Origin of the sequence: Pseudomonas sp. 14P_5.3_Bac1 (assembly GCF_025466135.1) — a bacterium.
GTDB lineage: Bacteria > Pseudomonadota > Gammaproteobacteria > Pseudomonadales > Pseudomonadaceae > Aquipseudomonas.
In genome coordinates this window covers 1-16,342 of record NZ_JANLOF010000075.1, presented here as the reverse complement: position 1 = coordinate 16,342, position 16,342 = coordinate 1, and the positions used below count along the sequence as shown (strand labels likewise).

The 16,342-nt window shown below is 62.8% G+C and carries 12 protein-coding genes; 8 read left to right on the top strand and 4 right to left on the bottom strand.

Going from position 1 to position 16,342, the window contains the following annotated elements; all coding sequences use genetic code 11:
* The first annotated feature begins 4 nt into the window (after positions 1 to 4).
* The 5 genes from NTD89_RS19690 (at position 5) to NTD89_RS19670 (ending at position 5,685) form a co-directional block, all read left to right on the top strand.
* Complete coding sequence (locus NTD89_RS19690) at positions 5 to 1,273, top strand: Zn-dependent hydrolase (RefSeq protein WP_262209216.1); 1,269 nt, start codon at positions 5 to 7, stop codon at positions 1,271 to 1,273.
* Entirely contained in the window at positions 1,270 to 2,670 is a 1,401-nt protein-coding gene (locus tag NTD89_RS19685; protein WP_262209214.1) for an amidase, read from the top strand. The genes NTD89_RS19690 and NTD89_RS19685 overlap by 4 nt, the downstream gene beginning before the upstream one ends.
* A 93-nt stretch (positions 2,671 to 2,763) precedes the next feature.
* Positions 2,764 to 3,039: a hypothetical protein gene (locus tag NTD89_RS19680; protein ID WP_242199268.1), complete on the top strand. Its 276-nt coding sequence runs from the start codon at positions 2,764 to 2,766 to the stop codon at positions 3,037 to 3,039.
* Positions 3,040 to 3,910: 871 nt separating this feature from the next.
* On the top strand, positions 3,911 to 4,588 hold the full coding sequence (locus tag NTD89_RS19675; RefSeq protein ID WP_262209211.1) for a sterol desaturase family protein: 678 nt from the start codon (positions 3,911 to 3,913) through the stop codon (positions 4,586 to 4,588).
* A complete protein-coding gene (locus tag NTD89_RS19670) occupies positions 4,585 to 5,685 on the top strand; it encodes an SMP-30/gluconolactonase/LRE family protein (RefSeq protein ID WP_262209210.1) in 1,101 nt (366 codons plus the stop codon). Before NTD89_RS19675 ends, NTD89_RS19670 begins: the two co-directional genes overlap by 4 nt.
* A gap of 46 nt (positions 5,686 to 5,731) precedes the next feature.
* On the opposite strand, the gene NTD89_RS19665 is transcribed toward NTD89_RS19670, so the two are convergent.
* The 4 genes from NTD89_RS19665 to NTD89_RS19650 form a co-directional block, all read right to left on the bottom strand.
* Positions 5,732 to 7,174, bottom strand: a complete 1,443-nt coding sequence (locus NTD89_RS19665; protein WP_262209208.1) for a hypothetical protein — start codon at positions 7,172 to 7,174, stop codon at positions 5,732 to 5,734.
* 255 nt (positions 7,175 to 7,429) lie between these two features.
* The gene (locus NTD89_RS19660; protein WP_262209207.1) at positions 7,430 to 8,494 is read right to left on the bottom strand and encodes a lipocalin-like domain-containing protein; all 1,065 of its coding nucleotides are present in this window, start codon (positions 8,492 to 8,494) and stop codon (positions 7,430 to 7,432) included.
* Positions 8,484 to 10,946: an ABC transporter permease gene (locus NTD89_RS19655; RefSeq protein WP_262209206.1), complete on the bottom strand. Its 2,463-nt coding sequence runs from the start codon at positions 10,944 to 10,946 to the stop codon at positions 8,484 to 8,486. The genes NTD89_RS19660 and NTD89_RS19655 overlap by 11 nt, the downstream gene beginning before the upstream one ends.
* 1 nt (position 10,947) lies before the next feature.
* The gene (locus NTD89_RS19650) at positions 10,948 to 11,616 is read right to left on the bottom strand and encodes an ABC transporter ATP-binding protein (RefSeq protein ID WP_145163684.1); all 669 of its coding nucleotides are present in this window, start codon (positions 11,614 to 11,616) and stop codon (positions 10,948 to 10,950) included.
* A gap of 277 nt (positions 11,617 to 11,893) precedes the next feature.
* On the opposite strand from NTD89_RS19650, the gene NTD89_RS19645 reads away from it, so the two are divergent.
* The 3 genes from NTD89_RS19645 (at position 11,894) to NTD89_RS19635 (ending at position 15,955) form a co-directional block, all read left to right on the top strand.
* Positions 11,894 to 12,568 (top strand): histidine phosphatase family protein, encoded by a 675-nt coding sequence (locus NTD89_RS19645; protein WP_242199521.1) that lies wholly within the window; start codon positions 11,894 to 11,896, stop codon positions 12,566 to 12,568.
* A 187-nt stretch (positions 12,569 to 12,755) separates the two neighbouring features.
* Positions 12,756 to 14,411, top strand: coding sequence for a lipid IV(A) 4-amino-4-deoxy-L-arabinosyltransferase (gene arnT / locus NTD89_RS19640; protein ID WP_262209205.1), 1,656 nt, complete (start codon positions 12,756 to 12,758; stop codon positions 14,409 to 14,411).
* Positions 14,412 to 14,437: 26 nt separating this feature from the next.
* Positions 14,438 to 15,955, top strand: a complete 1,518-nt coding sequence (locus NTD89_RS19635) for an ArnT family glycosyltransferase (protein WP_262209204.1) — start codon at positions 14,438 to 14,440, stop codon at positions 15,953 to 15,955.
* Positions 15,956 to 16,342 lie beyond the last annotated feature (387 nt).

Genomic DNA, 16,342 nt, shown 5'->3' with positions numbered 1-16,342 from the left:
GCCCATGAATAGTTTTGCGCAACCGCTCAAGAGCAACGCCCCGCTGATCAACCGCGACCGCCTGTGGCAATCGCTGATGGACCTGGCCCAACTGGGCGCCACCGTCAAAGGCGGCGTGTGCCGCCTGGCGCTCACCGACCTCGACCGCCAGGCCCGCGACCTGTTCGTGCACTGGTGCGAGGCGGCTGGGTGCAGCGTCAGTGTTGACGCCATCGGCAATATTTTTGCCCGGCGTGCCGGGCGCAATCCCGCCCTGCCCCCGGTGATGACCGGCAGCCATATCGACACCCAGCCCACGGGTGGCAAGTTCGACGGCTGCTACGGCGTGATGGCCGGGCTGGAAGTGATCCGCACCTTGAATGACCTTGGCATTGAGACCCAAGCGCCGATCGAGGTGGTGGTGTGGACCAACGAAGAAGGCTCGCGTTTTCCGCCGTGCATGATGGGCTCCGGGGTGTTTGCCGGTCAGTTCGACTTGCAGGAAACCCTCGACAAACAGGACGAGCACGGCCTGTCGGTAGGCGCTGAACTGCAGCGCATCGGCTACGCCGGCTCACGTGCGGTGCTTGGCCACCCGGTAGGCGCGTATTTCGAGGCGCATATCGAACAAGGCCCGGTGCTGGAAGACCAGGCCACCACCATTGGCGTGGTCATGGGTTGCCTGGGCCAGAAGTGGTTCGACCTGACCCTCACCGGTGTCGAAGCCCACGCCGGCCCCACGCCCATGCACCTGCGCAAGGACGCCCTGGTCGGCGCCGCCGAAGTCGTCAGCGCGGTCAACCGTATCGCTCATCAGCAACAGCCACACGCCTGCGGCACGGTCGGTTGCCTGAGCGTGCACCCAGGCTCGCGCAATGTGATTCCCGGCCAGGTGCACATGACCATCGACCTGCGCCACCTGCACGCCGACAGGTTGCAAGCCATGGTCGATGAAGTGCGCGGCGTGATTGAAGCCACGGCTGCACGCCACGGATTGACGTTTGCGCTGACGCCCACCGCCGACTTCCCGCCGCTGGATTTCGCCCCGGCCTGCGTCAACGCCGTGCGTGACGGCGCAACGGCCTTGGGCTTGAGCCATATGGACATCGTCAGCGGCGCCGGACATGACGCGATTTTCGTCGCCGAACTCGGCCCGGCCGGGATGATCTTTGTACCGTGCGAAGGCGGCATCAGCCATAACGAAATCGAAAACGCCGCGCCGGATGACCTGGCAGCAGGCTGCGCGGTGCTGCTGCGCGCCATGGTCAACGCGGCGCAGGGGGACCTGACATGAGTGAGATGGGCCAACTGACAGCAGTGCAACTGCTGCAGCATTTTCGCGACAAAAGCCTGTCGCCGGTGGAGGTCACCGAAGATGCCTTGCTGCGTATCGAGCGCTACAACCCGGTGGTGAACGCCTACTGCCATGTCGATCCTGAGGGTGCCCTGAGCGCTGCGCGCGCCTCGGAACAACGCTGGCTCAAAGGCCAACCCTGCGGCGCGCTGGACGGCGTGCCCGCTTCGATCAAAGACCTGACGCTGACCCTTGGCATGCCCACCCGCAAGGGTTCACGCACCACCTCCGCCGGCGGGCCGTGGGACGTGGATGCGCCCTTCTCGGCCCTGATGCGCAAGGCCGGTGCGGTGCTGCTGGGCAAAACCACCACCCCGGAATTCGGCTGGAAAGGCGTCACCGACAACCCGTTGTACGGCATCACCCGCAACCCGTGGGACACCCGCACCACCGCGGGCGGCTCGTCCGGTGGCGCGGGCGCGGCGGCGGCGTTGAACCTGGGCGTGCTGCACCAGGGCAGCGATGCCGGTGGCTCGATCCGCATTCCGTGTGCGTTCACCGGCACCTTTGGCATCAAGCCGACCTTCGGCTACATACCGCAGTGGCCGGCCAGTTCGATGACGATTCTGTCGCACCTGGGGCCGATGACGCGCACGGTGGAAGACACCGTGCTGATGCTGCAAACCGTCGCGCAGCCGGATGCGCGCGATGGCCTGATCGGTGCGCCACGGACCACGCCGTGGCTCAAGCCGGGCGCGGATTTGCAAGGCTTGCGTGTGGCCTACAGCCCGACCTTCGGTTATGTGGATGTCGACCCGCAGGTGGCCAACGTCGTCGCCCAAGCCGTGCAAGGGTTGGTGCAACTGGGCGCGCATGTCGAGCAGATCGACCCGGGGTTCAGTGACCCGCTGGAGGTGTTCAGCACCTTATGGGCCGCCGGCGCCGCCCGCCTGACCAGCACGATGAGCGAGGCGCAAAAACAGCTGCTCGACCCCGGCCTGCTGCGTATCGCGCAACGCGGCGAACAGCTGAGCCTGCGCGACTTCAATGACGCCCTCGAAGCCCGCGCGGCACTGGTGGCGCGGATGGCGGCGTTTCATGAGCATTACGACGTGCTGGTGTCGCCGATGATGCCCATCACTGCGTTCGAGGCGGGGCACAACGTACCACCGGGTTCGGGCCTGAACGAATGGATGGAGTGGACGCCGTTTACCTATCCCTTCAACCTCACCCAGCAACCGGCGGCGTCGGTGCCGTGCGGGTTGGCGGCGAATGGCTTGCCGGTGGGGCTGCATGTGGTGGGCGCGCGGTTTGCCGATGAGCAGGTGCTGCGGGTGTGTCAGGCCTATGCCCATGCGTTCCCCACGGAACACCTTGAGGCGCCTCGGGTGTTCTGAACTGCGGCGTTCGACCGCGGACTGCGGTGTGCATCGGCGGTTGCGCCTGGCTTATAATTCGCGCTTCATTTTTTGTTGCGCGGATTGTTTCAGATGCTATTTACAAGGACCGTTCTGGCGAGTGCAGCGCTCGCCCTCCTGCCCATCGTGGCCCACGCTGCAACGCTGGATTTGACCTACGAAGCGCCCGTCACCGAGGCCGCGCCACAGGCTGCACCGGCGACGGCCAAATCGTTGTTCCCCATCAAGACCCAGGCGCCGGTGACCTTCGACTACCACTGCAAGGGCCCGCGTTGCCAGTATGAAGATGACCTGGAGCCGCGCCACGAGGACCAGACCACACAGAGCTGGTCCATCGGTATTCAATAACGATCAGGCGGCTTTTTGCTGGGATGCTATTAGCGGTGGAGGCTTTGGGGGCGTATCCGTTATTGGGTGATGGCTGAGGTTGGTTTCGCCCTTACGGCGAGTCACTTTGGAAAAAAAGCCCCAAAGTAACCCAAGGGCTCTTGCCCCACCACTCGGCCAGCGTGGTTTAACCGGGCGCCTAAGATCAAGATCAAAAACAGAGCACGGCGGCCTAGTAGCCGACCTGAGTGGTAGAAGCAAAACCGAGGCGGCCTGACAGCCGACCTGATCTTTGAAGGCTGAACTCAATCAAATGTGGGAGCTGGCTTGCCTGCGATGGCATCAACAGGGTGTCACTGACACACCGAGGTGCCTGCATCGCAGGCAAGCCAGCTCCCACAGAAAAGCAAAGCAGTGCGGTGGTGGAGGCTGAACTCAGTCAAATTGTGGGAGCGGGCTTGCCCGCGAAGGCGGTGGGTCAGTGACACATGAGCTGACTGACACACCGCATTCGCGGGCAAGCCCGCTCCCACATTTGGATCTCTATGCATCAGGTAGATGGGTTTCGTTTGTACTCGGTCAAAGGTGGGAGCTGGCTTGCCTGCGATGGCATCTATTGGTTATGCCTGACACACCGAGGTGCCTGCATCGCAGGCAAGCCAGCTCCCACAGAAAAGCAAAGCAGTGCGGTGGTGGCGGCTGAACTCGGTCAAATTGTGGGAGTGGGCTTGCCCGCGAATGCGGTGGGTCAGTGACACATGAGCTGACTGACACACCGCTTTCGCGAGCAAGCCCGCTCCCAGATCTTGATCGGTGTACTGCGCAAAAACTCGCGCATTCCCCACCACCAACTAAGCTCAGCCTCCAACAAAAAAATACCGAGCTGACCGCCATGGCCCACCCTACCGAGACCTTCCGCACCCGTTATCGCGCGGCCATAAGCCGCCATTACCACCCATGGCTGCACGCCGGTTTCGTCCTCGGCTATGGCATTTTCTGCATCACCCTCGCCTGGTCCTCCACCGAACACATCACCCCGCTGCAGTGGCTGACGGTGCCCCTGACCCTGGTGTTCTTCAACCTGTGCATCTACCTCGTGCACCGCCACCTCGGCCATCACAAGCACACCCTCGCCCGGCTGTTCTACGCGCGGCACACCGGCGACCATCACAGTTTCTTCACGCCCGGCCACATGACCTACGACAGCCCTCGGGACTGGCGCGTGATCCTGTTCCCGGCGTGGCTGATCGTGCTGCACAGCCTGGCCATCACCCTCCCCGCCTGGTGGTTGCTCAAGCACCTGAGCCCCAACATCGCCGGGCTGTTTGCCGGCTGCATGATCCTCGGTTACTTGCTCTACGAGGTGTTCCACGCCTGCGAACACCTGCCTGCCAACCACCGCGTGGCACGCCTGCCGTGGATCCGCCAGATGCACCAATTGCACGCCCTGCACCACCGCCGCGAACTGATGCAAGGGCGTAATTTCAATATCGTCCTGCCGCTGATGGATTACCTGTTCGGCACTCTGCACTGGGAACCGAACGCCCACGACAACCAGGAACAGTCATGAGCCACCGCCGTCAACATCTTCGTCATGGGCTGTTCGTTGTATCGCTTGCGCTGATCGCCTTTCTGCTGCTGATGCCCACCCCGGTACAACCGGTGAACTGGACCCCGCCCAAGGCGCCGTCGATGAAGGACGGCATCTACGCCGAGAATCAGCGGCTCAAGGCGGTGCAACGAGTCGGCGCCTCGGACATCGCCGGGCCCGAGGCCTTGCTGCTGGATGCCCAGGGGTTTCTGATCAGTGGCCTGCAGGACGGGCGCATCATCCGAACATCGCCCGACAGCCACATCCTGGAAGTGTTGGCCAATACCGGCGGACGCCCGCTCGGCCTGGCGTTGCACCCGGATGGGCGTTTGATCATTGCCGATGGGGTCAAGGGCTTGCTCGCCCTGGATACCAATCGGCAACTCACGCTGCTGAGCAACAGCGCGAACGGCTTGCCGTTTGGCTTTACCAATGACGTGACGGTTGACGCCAGCGGGCGCTTTGCCTACTTCAGTGACGCGTCAAGTCGCTGGGGCTACGGCCAGGATGGTGAAGCCGTGATTGAACATGGCGGCGATGGTCGGCTGTTGCGCTATGACTTTGCCACCGGCCTCACCGAGGTGTTGCTTGACCAACTGCAATTTGCCAACGGTGTGGCGCTGGGGCCGGATGAGAACTATGTGCTGGTGAACGAAACCGGCGCCTACCGCATCAGCCGCTACTGGCTCAAGGGTGAGCACGTGGGTAGCCACGACCTGTTTATCGACAATCTGCCAGGCCTGCCGGACAACCTCAGCTTCAACGGCAGCGATCGCTTCTGGGTCGCGCTGTATTCGCCGCGCAACCCGTTGCTGGATGGCTTCGCCGGCTATCCGTTGCTGCGCAAGGTGATGGTACGGGCGCTGATGGTGGTGCCCAAGCCCATCGAGCGTAAGGCTTTTGTACTGGGGCTGGACACCGACGGCAAGGTCATCGCCAACTTGCAGGATGGCAGCTCGGGCAATTACTCGCCCATCACCACCGCGCGTGAATACGGCGACTGGTTGTACCTGGGCTCGTTGAAGAGCACGAGCATGGCGCGCCTGCCACTGAAGCAGGCACTGGCCCGCGAATGAAAAGGGCAGCCCGGATGGACTGCCCCTTCATGCTTGCGTCAATGGATCAGTGGATGATGTCCTGGGTGCAGATGTGCCCGAAGGTCACGTACGCCACATTGTCACCGCCCACCCCCACACCGGGAAACTCGTCCAGCTCGATACGCCAGCCGCCGAAGTTGAAGGTGGTGTCCCAGTTGTATTTCACGCCGGTGCTGCTGTCCGGGTATTGCACGCGGTAATCGCCGAAGCATTCACCGAGCGCGGCGCTGGCCAGGGAGGTGCCGGCGCTGTTGGTGCTGGCCTTGAAGTCGGTCCAGTGGTACTCGGCGCCCACAAAGCGCTTGTCCACGCGCAGCACTGGCGTAACCCCCAACAGAGGCGCGCCCGTGGAGTCGGACCAGTTGGTGGTCCAGTTCAACGTGCGCGCGGCCTGGGTCGCCATCCAGAATATCGAGGCCGGCACCCGCACGATGTTGTCGCCCTTCACATCCGACGCATTCAACCGTGGCGTAGAGCCAAGGCTCAAGGCGTACTGCTTGGTCGGGTCTTGTGCCACGCCCGGGTTGGCACGTACGCGCACCTTGACGGTGGTGCCCGGCGTGACGCTCGGGTAGGTCGACGTGGAACCGGCCGGCACGGTGACCCAGTTGGCACCGTCGAAGCGCTCGAAGAGCCACTGGTTGCGGCTGCCATTTTCATCACCCGCCAGGTACATGCTCACGCTTTGGCCGCGCACCGCCTTGAAGTCGAAGTAATCAACGTCACTGGCGTTGTCGAGGTTGCCGGTCACCTTGTTCATCGTGTCCGGCAGCGCAAAGGCATTTTCCGGTGTGTCGTTGGGCTCAAAGGCGTCGATGTTGGTGTCCACCGCCACACCAAAACTGAACTGCGCGTTGGTGGCGGTCTTGGCCACCATGAACCAGTAGTAATCACCCGCCGGCAGGATGCCGCCCAGGTATTCATCGGCATTGCCTGGGTTATCGGACGTATCGATCAATTGCGGGTTGCCCTGGCCGTCGTCGCGGAACAGGCTCAGCGACATATCGGCGCCGGCGCTCTGGTTGATCAACTGCACCAATACACGGGCGTTGTGCGGCAGGTTGAAGTGGTAGGGAAACTCCTGGCCTGTTTGCACCTGGTCGATGGTGTAGAGGGTGTTGATATCCAGGGTCGGAAACAGCGGCTCAAAGGCGGCGACGGCAGCACTTTTCAGGTTGGCCTGGCTCGGCTTTTTCAACTCGCCGATGGCAGTGTTGAAAGGTGCGGACTTGGCCGCTTTGCCAGCAGGTTTTACCTTGGCGTTTTTGGCGTCCAGCAGCTTTTGCAGCAGATCGTCCGGGATCGGCACGGGCGTCAGCGTGCCACCCGGTTTCAGCGCATCGATCACGCCTTGGTTGACCGTACCGGGGGTGAGTATCGAAAGGGTTGGCTCGGCCAGGGCAGAGGCCGAAATAAAGCAGGAGGCCATCATGGCCGCGCCCAGCATAAGGGCTTTTGTCGGTTTCATTTTTTATCCATCCATAGTTAAAAAATTGAAGCTCAGGTGATCGGTGACATCCGGTCACCTGGGATGGAATGTAGAACATGACTGTATGCATGTACAGTATTTTTATGGGTTTTTTCACGCTCGGTTTGAACCGATCCAACCCAGGCCGTCGGCTTACCAGGCACACCAATACGGCCCGGACACAAGTCCAGGGGCGCGCACTCACATTGGGAAGTTGCCTACCCGGCAGAGAAAAAGCGCCTGCACAAAGGCGCGTTAATACCCGGTCATTTCCAGATACCCCACCCCGCCCTCAAACTGCACCGGCCCTTCCCAGTACGGAATGCTCAGGTTCATCCAGGCCTTCGGGTTGACGGCCTGGGGGGTGATATCCAGATGCTTGCCGGGGATTTTCAATGACCAGCGCGTCGGAATGTGGCGCCCGTCGATTGCGGTGGTGGTCAGTGGCGTGAGCTGGATATCGGCGTTGTGCAGCGTCTCGGTGCGGCCCTGTTGATCAATCCAGGTGCCGGTGAGATAGCCCGCGCCGTCTGTTTGCCGAACGCGAAACAGCATCAACTGCTCGCCGCGATCCAGGTGCAGGGAAAACCAGTCCCAGCCGGTCTGACTGGCCGCCAGTGGTTGGCTGCTCCATTCACGGTCGAGCCACGCCGGGCCGCTGACCTGATAGGTGATGCCGTCGATGCTGACAGTGCCGGTCGCGTTGAAAAACGGCTGGCTGTAGTAGTACGACGCCTGGCCCTGATCCGATTTGCGGCTGTAGCCGTTGTCACCTTGCAGCACCAGTGGGCGGCTGGAGGTCAGGTGCAGGTCGTAGGCAAATTGCGCGCCGCCGGCCTTGAGTTGCATCTGCGCCAGAGGGCTTGCGGCGCCGGGGCGGGTAGCGAAATTCCAGTCGTCGATCCAGGCGTTGAACGGCACCGCCTGGGCGCCGGCCTGGCCGATCCCGCCACGCGCGTAGCGTTCGGCAGCGTAATGGTGAGTGGCAGAGGTCACGGCGGCGTGGCCGAGCCAGATCGTGGAGTCGTGCCAGCCGGGTTGCGTCGGCCCCGCCTTCAACGCGTTGCGAAACAGCGTCCATTGCACGCCGAACACATTGCCCTGGGCATCCTTGAGGTTGGCGGTGACGTACCACCATTCAATGCGAAAGCCATCATGGGGGCCGTGGTCCTCGGGAAAACTGAAGACCTTGCCGGGCACCACCTGAGCAAAGTCCGCCGCATCGCTGCCCAGGCCGGCGAAGCTTTCCGGCGGCGCGGGGGCTTTGTCGCACGCGGCCAGCAACAGCAAGGCGGCCCACAACCACGCTTTAATCTTCATTGGCAAACGTCCTCAGCAAATCCGCCGGGCGACTGCGGTACAACTGCCACAACGGCCAGGCCGAGGCCAACAAGGTGGCCAGCAGCGCCAACCCCAGCAACTGAGCAAGCTGCCACGGGAACACCTGCAATGGCAGGCGCCAGCCGAATGCCTGCACGTTGATCACCGCGTCCAGGCACCACGCCAGCAGCAGGCCCAGCGGCAACGCCAGCACCAGGGTCAGCACCGCCAACAGCCAGGTCTGGCCCAGGTTGAGCAACATCAATTGCCGACGCGTCACGCCCAGCGCCCACAGGGGCGCGAGTTGGCCCAGCCGGCTCTGGCTCTGGGTGAGCAAGCTGATAAACAGCGCCACGCCGGCCACACCGAGGGTCAGGCTGTTCAAGGCGGCGGTGGCGGCGAAGGTGCGTTCAAACACCTGGCTCGACCAGCCTTTGAGTTGCTGCTGATCGACGATGCGGCTGTCATCCAGGGCAAACGTGCGCTGCACCTCGTGCACCAGCGTTGGCACCTTTTGCGGCTGCACCCGCAGGTTGAAGCGGGCCGGTGTCAGCGTCGGCCAATGCGCCAGCAGGTGGTGCGAATTGACCAGCAGATGGCCTTTGGGGTTGCCGTAGTCGGCATAAATCCCCACCACCTTGGGCGACCAGAGCCCCTGAGGCGTGGGAATCGCGACGGCATCGCCCAACTGCACCTTTAAGCGCCTCGCCAATTGTTCGCTGAGCATGACCGTGTCGCCCTGCAGCAACTGGTCCCAAGGCGTGCTTGCCGCCTCCAGCAACGGCCAGTGCTGGCGGTAGGTCGGGTCGTCGACCACGCCGAACACATCCGCCGGCCAGCCCTGCAGTTGCACGGCAACCTGCCAGGTCGGTAGCACCGCCTGCACCAAGGGTTGCTGCGCCAACCACGTCGCGAGTTGCTCGGCCTGAGCCGGGTTTTGCGGGTTGAGGTACAGCTCCGCCGTCAGGCGCTGCTCCAACCAGTTATTGAAGGTCTGGCGAAAGCCCGAGGTCATGGAACCCGCGCCGATATTCGCCGCCAGAGCCAGCAGCAAAGCCATCAGCGCCAGGCTCAAGGCTGGCAACTGCTGGCGGCAGTCGGCAAGAAACCACTGGCCGAGCACAGACCGGCTACCCCCGAGCACCGCCGTCAGCAGCCCATTGAGCACTACCGGCAAACCGAGTGCCGCGCCCAGCAGCAAGGCGGCCATCAACACAAAACCGGCCGCCAGGCTGTCGCCCAACCCTAGCGCCAGCAGTGCGATGACCAGCGCGGTAGCCGCCACCCAACCCTGGCGTCGCAACCAGCGCGCGTGCGCGTCATGCCAGGCCTGGGCATTGGCCAGTGCTAGCAGCGGCAAGCGCGCCGCCCGCCACAGGCTGCTGCCGCCTGCGAGCAGCGCGCCGACGAGGCTCAGGCCCAGCCCGGCCATCCACCACCACGGGCTGAGGCTCAACTGGCCCGGCACCTCGGCGCCGTACAGCCCACGTAAACTTGCGGCGACATCCGGCAGCAGCAGGCTCGCCAACAGATACCCGCTGGCGACACCGAGCACACCGCCGAGCAACGACAACACGCCGAGTTCGACGCCCAGGCTGAGGATCAGCATGCGCGCGCTGACCCCGCAGGCGCGCAAGGTCCGCAATAATCCGCGCCGTTGTTCCAGCGCCAGGCCGATCGCGGCGTGGACAATAAACAGCCCCACCACAAAGGATAAAAAGCCCAGGGCGTCGAGGTTCAAGTGAAAGCTTTCGGTGAGGCGCGCGAGGTTGTTGTCTTCACCCTGCTTGAGTTGCAGCGCGGCCGGTGGCGTGGGATGACCGGCGGCAAAGGCTTTGTCCAGCAGCAGGCGCGACAGTTGCCCCGGCATGCCCAGCAGCGGTTGGGCAAAACCGATATCGGTCAGCAACAGGCCCGGAGCCATGTCCTGCTGAACCTGCAACGGTGGCAAGGCGTGCCCGCTCGCGGTCAGCGGTTGCTCGCCCTCATGCAACCCCAGGGCCGCCAGGGTTTGCGGTGCGACCCAGGTACGCCCCGGCGGGTTGAAAAACGCGATCATTTGCGCCTGGCTCAACCGCTGCCCCGCCACTGCGCCGCCGCCGGGCAACGACAGCGGGTCGATACCCATCAGTTGCAGGCGCAGGTCCTCATGCCCCTTGAGCTGCAAGCGGCCCTGCACCACGGGCGATACCGGCCACCCGGCGCGGCGCAGCTCGGCAAACAACGCCTGGGGGAAGCTGGCAGCGTCCGGCGCACTGAGGCTGGCTTGCGGCTCACCGCCGATCAATTGACTGGCGCGTGCATAACTGTCCCGCGCCTGGCTGTTCAGCGCCTGCACCCCGGTCAACAGTGCGGTGGCCAGCCACAGGCCGGTCAACACGCTGAAAAACTGCACCGGGTGACGCCGCCAATGGCTCAGCAGTGCGCACAACGTCCAATAAAAAACGCTCATCTCAACGCGCGTCCGCGGGCACGACACGGCCGCGATGCAGTATCACTTGCTGGTCCAGGCGCGCTGCGATGCGCGGGCTGTGGGTGACCATCAACAGGCTGGTGGCGCTGTCACGCAGCAGGTCCAACAGCAACTGCAACACTTCATCGCTGGTGGCTTCGTCCAGATTGCCGGTCGGCTCATCGGCCAGCAGCAAGCCGGGGCGCGAGGCCAGGGCGCGCCCCACCGCCACCCGTTGCTGCTGACCGCCGGACAGTTGCTCGGGGTAACGCTTGAGCAAGTCACCCAGCCCCAGGCGCTCCACCAACTGTGCCTGCCACTGCGGATCAAAGCGCCCTGCCAGCCGCGCCTGGAACGCCAGGTTGTCCTCGACGCGCAAACTGCCGATCAGGTTGAATTGCTGGAACACCAGGCCGATTTCGGTGCGCCGCCAGTGAGCCAGCTGCGCCTCGGTCAGTTGATCCAGGCGCTGTGTGCCAACCTGGATGCTGCCGCCGTCCACGCGGTCGAGCCCGGCCACCAGATGCAGCAGCGTGCTTTTACCGCTGCCCGACTCGCCCATCAGCGCAAGGCTACTGCGTTCGCCCAGGTGCAAATCGACGCCCGCCAACACCGTCAGCGGGCCCTGCGGGGTGGCGTAGCTTTTAAGGACACCGTGCACCTGCAACATAAGAGCGCTCACGTGAAAGACTGCAAACGAGAATAACGGCTCATAGTCGCGCCCACGCAATTTTTTCACATTGATTTCACCGCCCGCCTACCCTCGCCCCACTAAATTGCCCACCACACGCCAAGGGCCGGCAACTCGTTAGTTGCCGGCCGTGGCCACTTTTAACCGCTGGATGTTCAGCGAAAAGACAGCAGCCCTATGACAGCCTCTTGCTCAACTTCGGGCATCCGTCGAAGCGTTGCGCCTACTTCAATAAAAACAGTGCAGTACAGTGCCCATGGTGAATGATGTGGTTGACCTTACCCTGACCAAACCGCGCTCGCGCCGCGGCTATATCAAGTGGTTGCGAAAGTGGTGGGCGGGCCTTGCAGTCATCGCGCTGCTGCTCGCCGGCTTCCTGCTGTGGCCCTCATCACCGCGTGACCTGAGCGTGGGCAATCGCTTGCTGAGCTCGCAAGTGCTGCCCAGCTGGCGCGATGGTGACCTGATCGTGCTGGTGCGCCATGAAGAGCGCTGCGACCGCTCGACAAACCCCTGTTTCGGCGGCCCCGAAGGCCTGACAATCGTCGGCACCCAACGCGCGCAAGAACTTGGCAAAGCCTTCCTCAAACTCGGCATGGAAGGCAGCGACGTGCTCGCCAGCCCCGCATTGCGCACGGCCCAGACCTCACACTTCATGTTCGGCAATGCCGAGCTGACCTCCGGGCAGCAGGCGATCTGCGGCGCGGCCATTGGCGAAGAACTGCTCAGCCACAAGCAGCCCGGACGAAACCTCGTATTTGTCACCCACAGCGGCTGTATTGCCGACTTCGAAAAGACTCTGGGTTACCCGCGCGCAGCGTTTCCCGAGTACGGCAGTGCCCTGTTCGTTCGGGTCAAGGCCAACGGCAAATTCGAGACCCTGGGCATCATGAACAACTCCGCGTGGCCCGCCGTCCTGAAACAACTCTAGACACTTTTTTACATATACCCACCTGTATGTTCAGCAAACCGACAGCCCTCTTCTGGCATGTTTAACTGCGCCTGTTACTTCAGGACGTCATGAATATTTTCAGTGACTTAGTGAACTTAGTGACTCTTTCTACTATTACTTACATGCCTCAGTACTCCACCGTTAAACGTCAAGGAGCGACGTTTTGATGACCCGTTTGAAACCTCTGCCGCTACTGTTGCTGGCCTTCGCCGTGTTCTACCTGTTGCCCTTGGGGCTGCACGGTTTATGGATCCCGGATGAAACCCGCTACGCCCAGATCAGCCAGGAAATGCTGCTGAGCGGCAACTGGGTGGCGCCTCATTTCATGGGCGTGCGTTACTTCGAAAAACCTGCCGCCGGCTATTGGCTGATCGCCATCGGCCAGTGGGTGTTTGGCGAAAACCTCTTCGGGGTGCGCATTGCCTCGGCCTTGACCACGGGCCTGAGCGTTCTGCTCGCGTACCTTATCGCCCGCCGCCTGTGGAACGACCCGCGCAAGAGCTTCGCCTGTGCCCTGCTCTACATGAGCTTCGGGCTGGTGGCGGGGCAAGCGGGTTACTCCAACCTCGATCCGCAATTCACCCTGTGGGTCAACCTCAGCCTGGTTGCACTGTGGTTCGCGCTCGACAGCCGTACCTCACGCGGCCGGCTCGGCGCCTGGGCAATGCTGGGCGTGGCCTGCGCCATGGGGTTCATGACCAAGGGCTTTCTGGCCTGGCTGTTGCCGGTGCTGATCGCCGTGCCGTACATGCTCTGGCAGCGACGCCTGGGTGAATTGTTGCGCTATGGCCCGCTGGCGATCCTGGTGGCGGTGGTGCTGTGCCTGCCGTGGGTGTGGGCGATCCATCTACAGGAGCCGGACTACTGGCGCTTCTTCTTCTGGCACGAGCACATCCGCCGCTTCTCCTCCAACAATGCCCAGCACGCCAGGGCCTGGTGGTTCTTCCTGCCGATCATGGTGGTGGCGTGCCTGCCATGGGCGGCGCTGTTGCCCGCGACCGTGGTCAACGCCTGGAAAGACAAAGGCCAGCCGGCGATTATTTTTCTGGCCTTGTGGCTGCTGCTGCCGCTGGGTTTTTTCAGCCTGAGCAACGGCAAGCTGCCGACCTACATCATGCCGTGCCTGATGCCGCTGGCGTTGCTGATGGGGCATGCGTTGATCGGCCTGATCAACCGCGGCAAAACGCGCAGCCTGCGCATTAACGGCCTGTTCAATTTCGCCATCGGCCTCGGCGCGATGGCGACCCTGATTTACCTGCAAATCGACAAACCGCTGTACAGCAACAGCCACGCCGAGATGTACAGCCTGTCGCTGACCTTCATCGTGTTGCTGGGCTGGATCCTGGCGAATCTGCTGCAAGCCTTCCGCCCGCTGACGCTGTGGGCCATGCCTGCGCTGGCCATCGGCGTGCTGGTAGCGCTGCTGCCTGCCGGCATGCCGCAAGAGGTTACCGATACCGAAATGCCCGACCAGTTCGTGCTTGAGCATCTGGATGAACTGCAACAAACCCATGCTTTGATCAGCAATGAACTGGGTTCGGCCTCGGCTTTGTCCTGGCGCTTGCGCCGCCCTGACGTAGCGTTCTACGACACAGAGGGCGAGCTGCGCTATGGCCTCAAATACGCAGATTCGGTGCACCGCAAAGTCAGCTTTGAAAATGTTCAGCCCTGGCTGAGCGAAGCCCGCCAACAAGGCTCGGTCGGCGTATTGATGCGCGTCAGAAGCACCAGTGAACATCGCGAAGAAGGGCAACTGCCACCCGGAGGCCAGCGCTATCGCAAGGGCGCCATGCTGCTGATCATCTATCCCAAACTTCCTTGACGTGATGCCCACCGTGAGAGCCGCCGATGAATTTCTGGAAAACCGAACGCGGCGCGCTGGTGCTGCTGCTGGGCGTCTCGGCGTTACTCCTGCTGCTGGGTCTGGGCAGTCGCGATTTGTGGGGGCCGGAGACCCGTTGGGCCAACATCGCGCTGCAGATGCTGCAAAGCGGTGACTACTTCGACCCCTACCTCAAGGGCGCACCGTATTACGACAAACCGCTGCCCTCTTATTGGCTGATTACCGCGTGCGCCAACCTGATGGGCGGGCTCGGCCCGTGGTCGCTGCGCCTGTCGTCCGTGATCGCGGCCTGGCTGAGCATCTGGCTGGTCTACCTGATCGGCGAGCGCCTGTTTCGTAAAGGCACCGGGCTGATTGCCGGCTGGATGCTGGCGACCACCTTCTACTTTCTGTTCTGGGCCCGCGTGGCCACGGCCGATGTGCTGACCGTGTGTGGCGTGCTGTCGGCGGTCTGGTGGTATTGGCGCGGGCCGGATGACACGCGGCTGGGACGCTACACGGTATTTTTCCTGCTGCTGGCGGCAACGTCGCTGTTCAAAGGTTTGATCGGCTTTGTGTTGCCGGGCCTGGTGCTGTTGCCGCATCTGCTCAGCGAACACCGCTACCGGCGCCACCTCAACCTGCGCCTGCTGCTGGCCATACTGATCGCGGCGGCGTTCTATTCGATTCCCTTCGTGTTGTCCCACTTTTACGGGGCACCCACCTATGGCGAGAGCGGCCTTGAACTGGTGTTCAAGGAAAACGTGGTGCGCTTTTTCGACCCCTTCGACCACATGGGGCCGATCTATACCTACCTGATCTACCTGCCCGCCTACACCCTGCCCTGGGCGCCGTGCTGGTTGCTTGGCCTGTGGCTGGCGCTGCGCCATTGGCGCCAAACGCCACCCAACGTGCGCTGGCTGGTGTGGGGCCTGGGCCTGTTGTTTGTGTTCTTTACCGCCAGCGGCAGTCGCCGCAGTTATTACGTGCTGCCCCTGGTGCCTTTCGCCCAGCTGCTGGCCGCCTGGTGGCTGAGTGAACGCCTGCAGCAACAACCGGCCCGTTGGCCGCGCTGGCAGAAGGCTTTTGGCATCACCGCCGGGGTGTTGCTGCTGGTGCTGGGCGTGGTCTACCCCTGGACCACCGGCAACGGCGGCGTCACACGATTCGCCGAGGATGTGCACGTCGAGGCGGTGAAAAGCGCGCCGTGGAATCAGTGGCAGATGGTGCTGGTGGAAGTCGACAACAAGGTGCCGATGTACCTGCAAAACGGCGGCAAGCCGTTTTACTACGTGAGCGAAACCCAGGACTTCCCACGCCAGGGCGACAGCGCCGCCCTGATGGCCTGGCTGGAAAAAACCAGCGGCCAGGGGTTCGACCCGCAGCACACGATCATCGTCGCGCAATACTCAAAGGAAGACCCGACGCCGTTGGCCTACCTGGGCACGGATCATCAGGTGATCACCACGCAGCCGGACAATGGCGAGCGGCTGTTCCAGAAACGTTCGGGCGGCAGCGTGGCGTTTATTCCTGTGCCACGCTGACAGGCCCACTCAGGCGTTGCGGGTCTTCACCTGTGCGTGGAACCCCGCCAGCACTGCCTGTGGTTTTTACAGCCTCCGTTGGTGGCTGCAATTCTCCAACACTTGAAACACTGCGTTGGGCAACTGCCCCGCCAGAGCGTGCCCGCCACTGGCGGGTGTGAGGCCGTCGCTGTCGCCGGCCAACACGCTGACCGGCAACAGCGGGTTGCGAACCTGCTCGGTGTCAGGTCATTAGGCGGGTTTCATCAGCGCGTTGAACATGGACAGGCGACGGGCTTGGTGCGCTTGGTGGTGAGTCAGTGAGTTGGCTGAGCTGGCGTGTATATCCGTTATTGGGTGATGGCTGAGGTTGGTTTCGCCCTTACGGCGAGTCACTTTGGAAAAGCC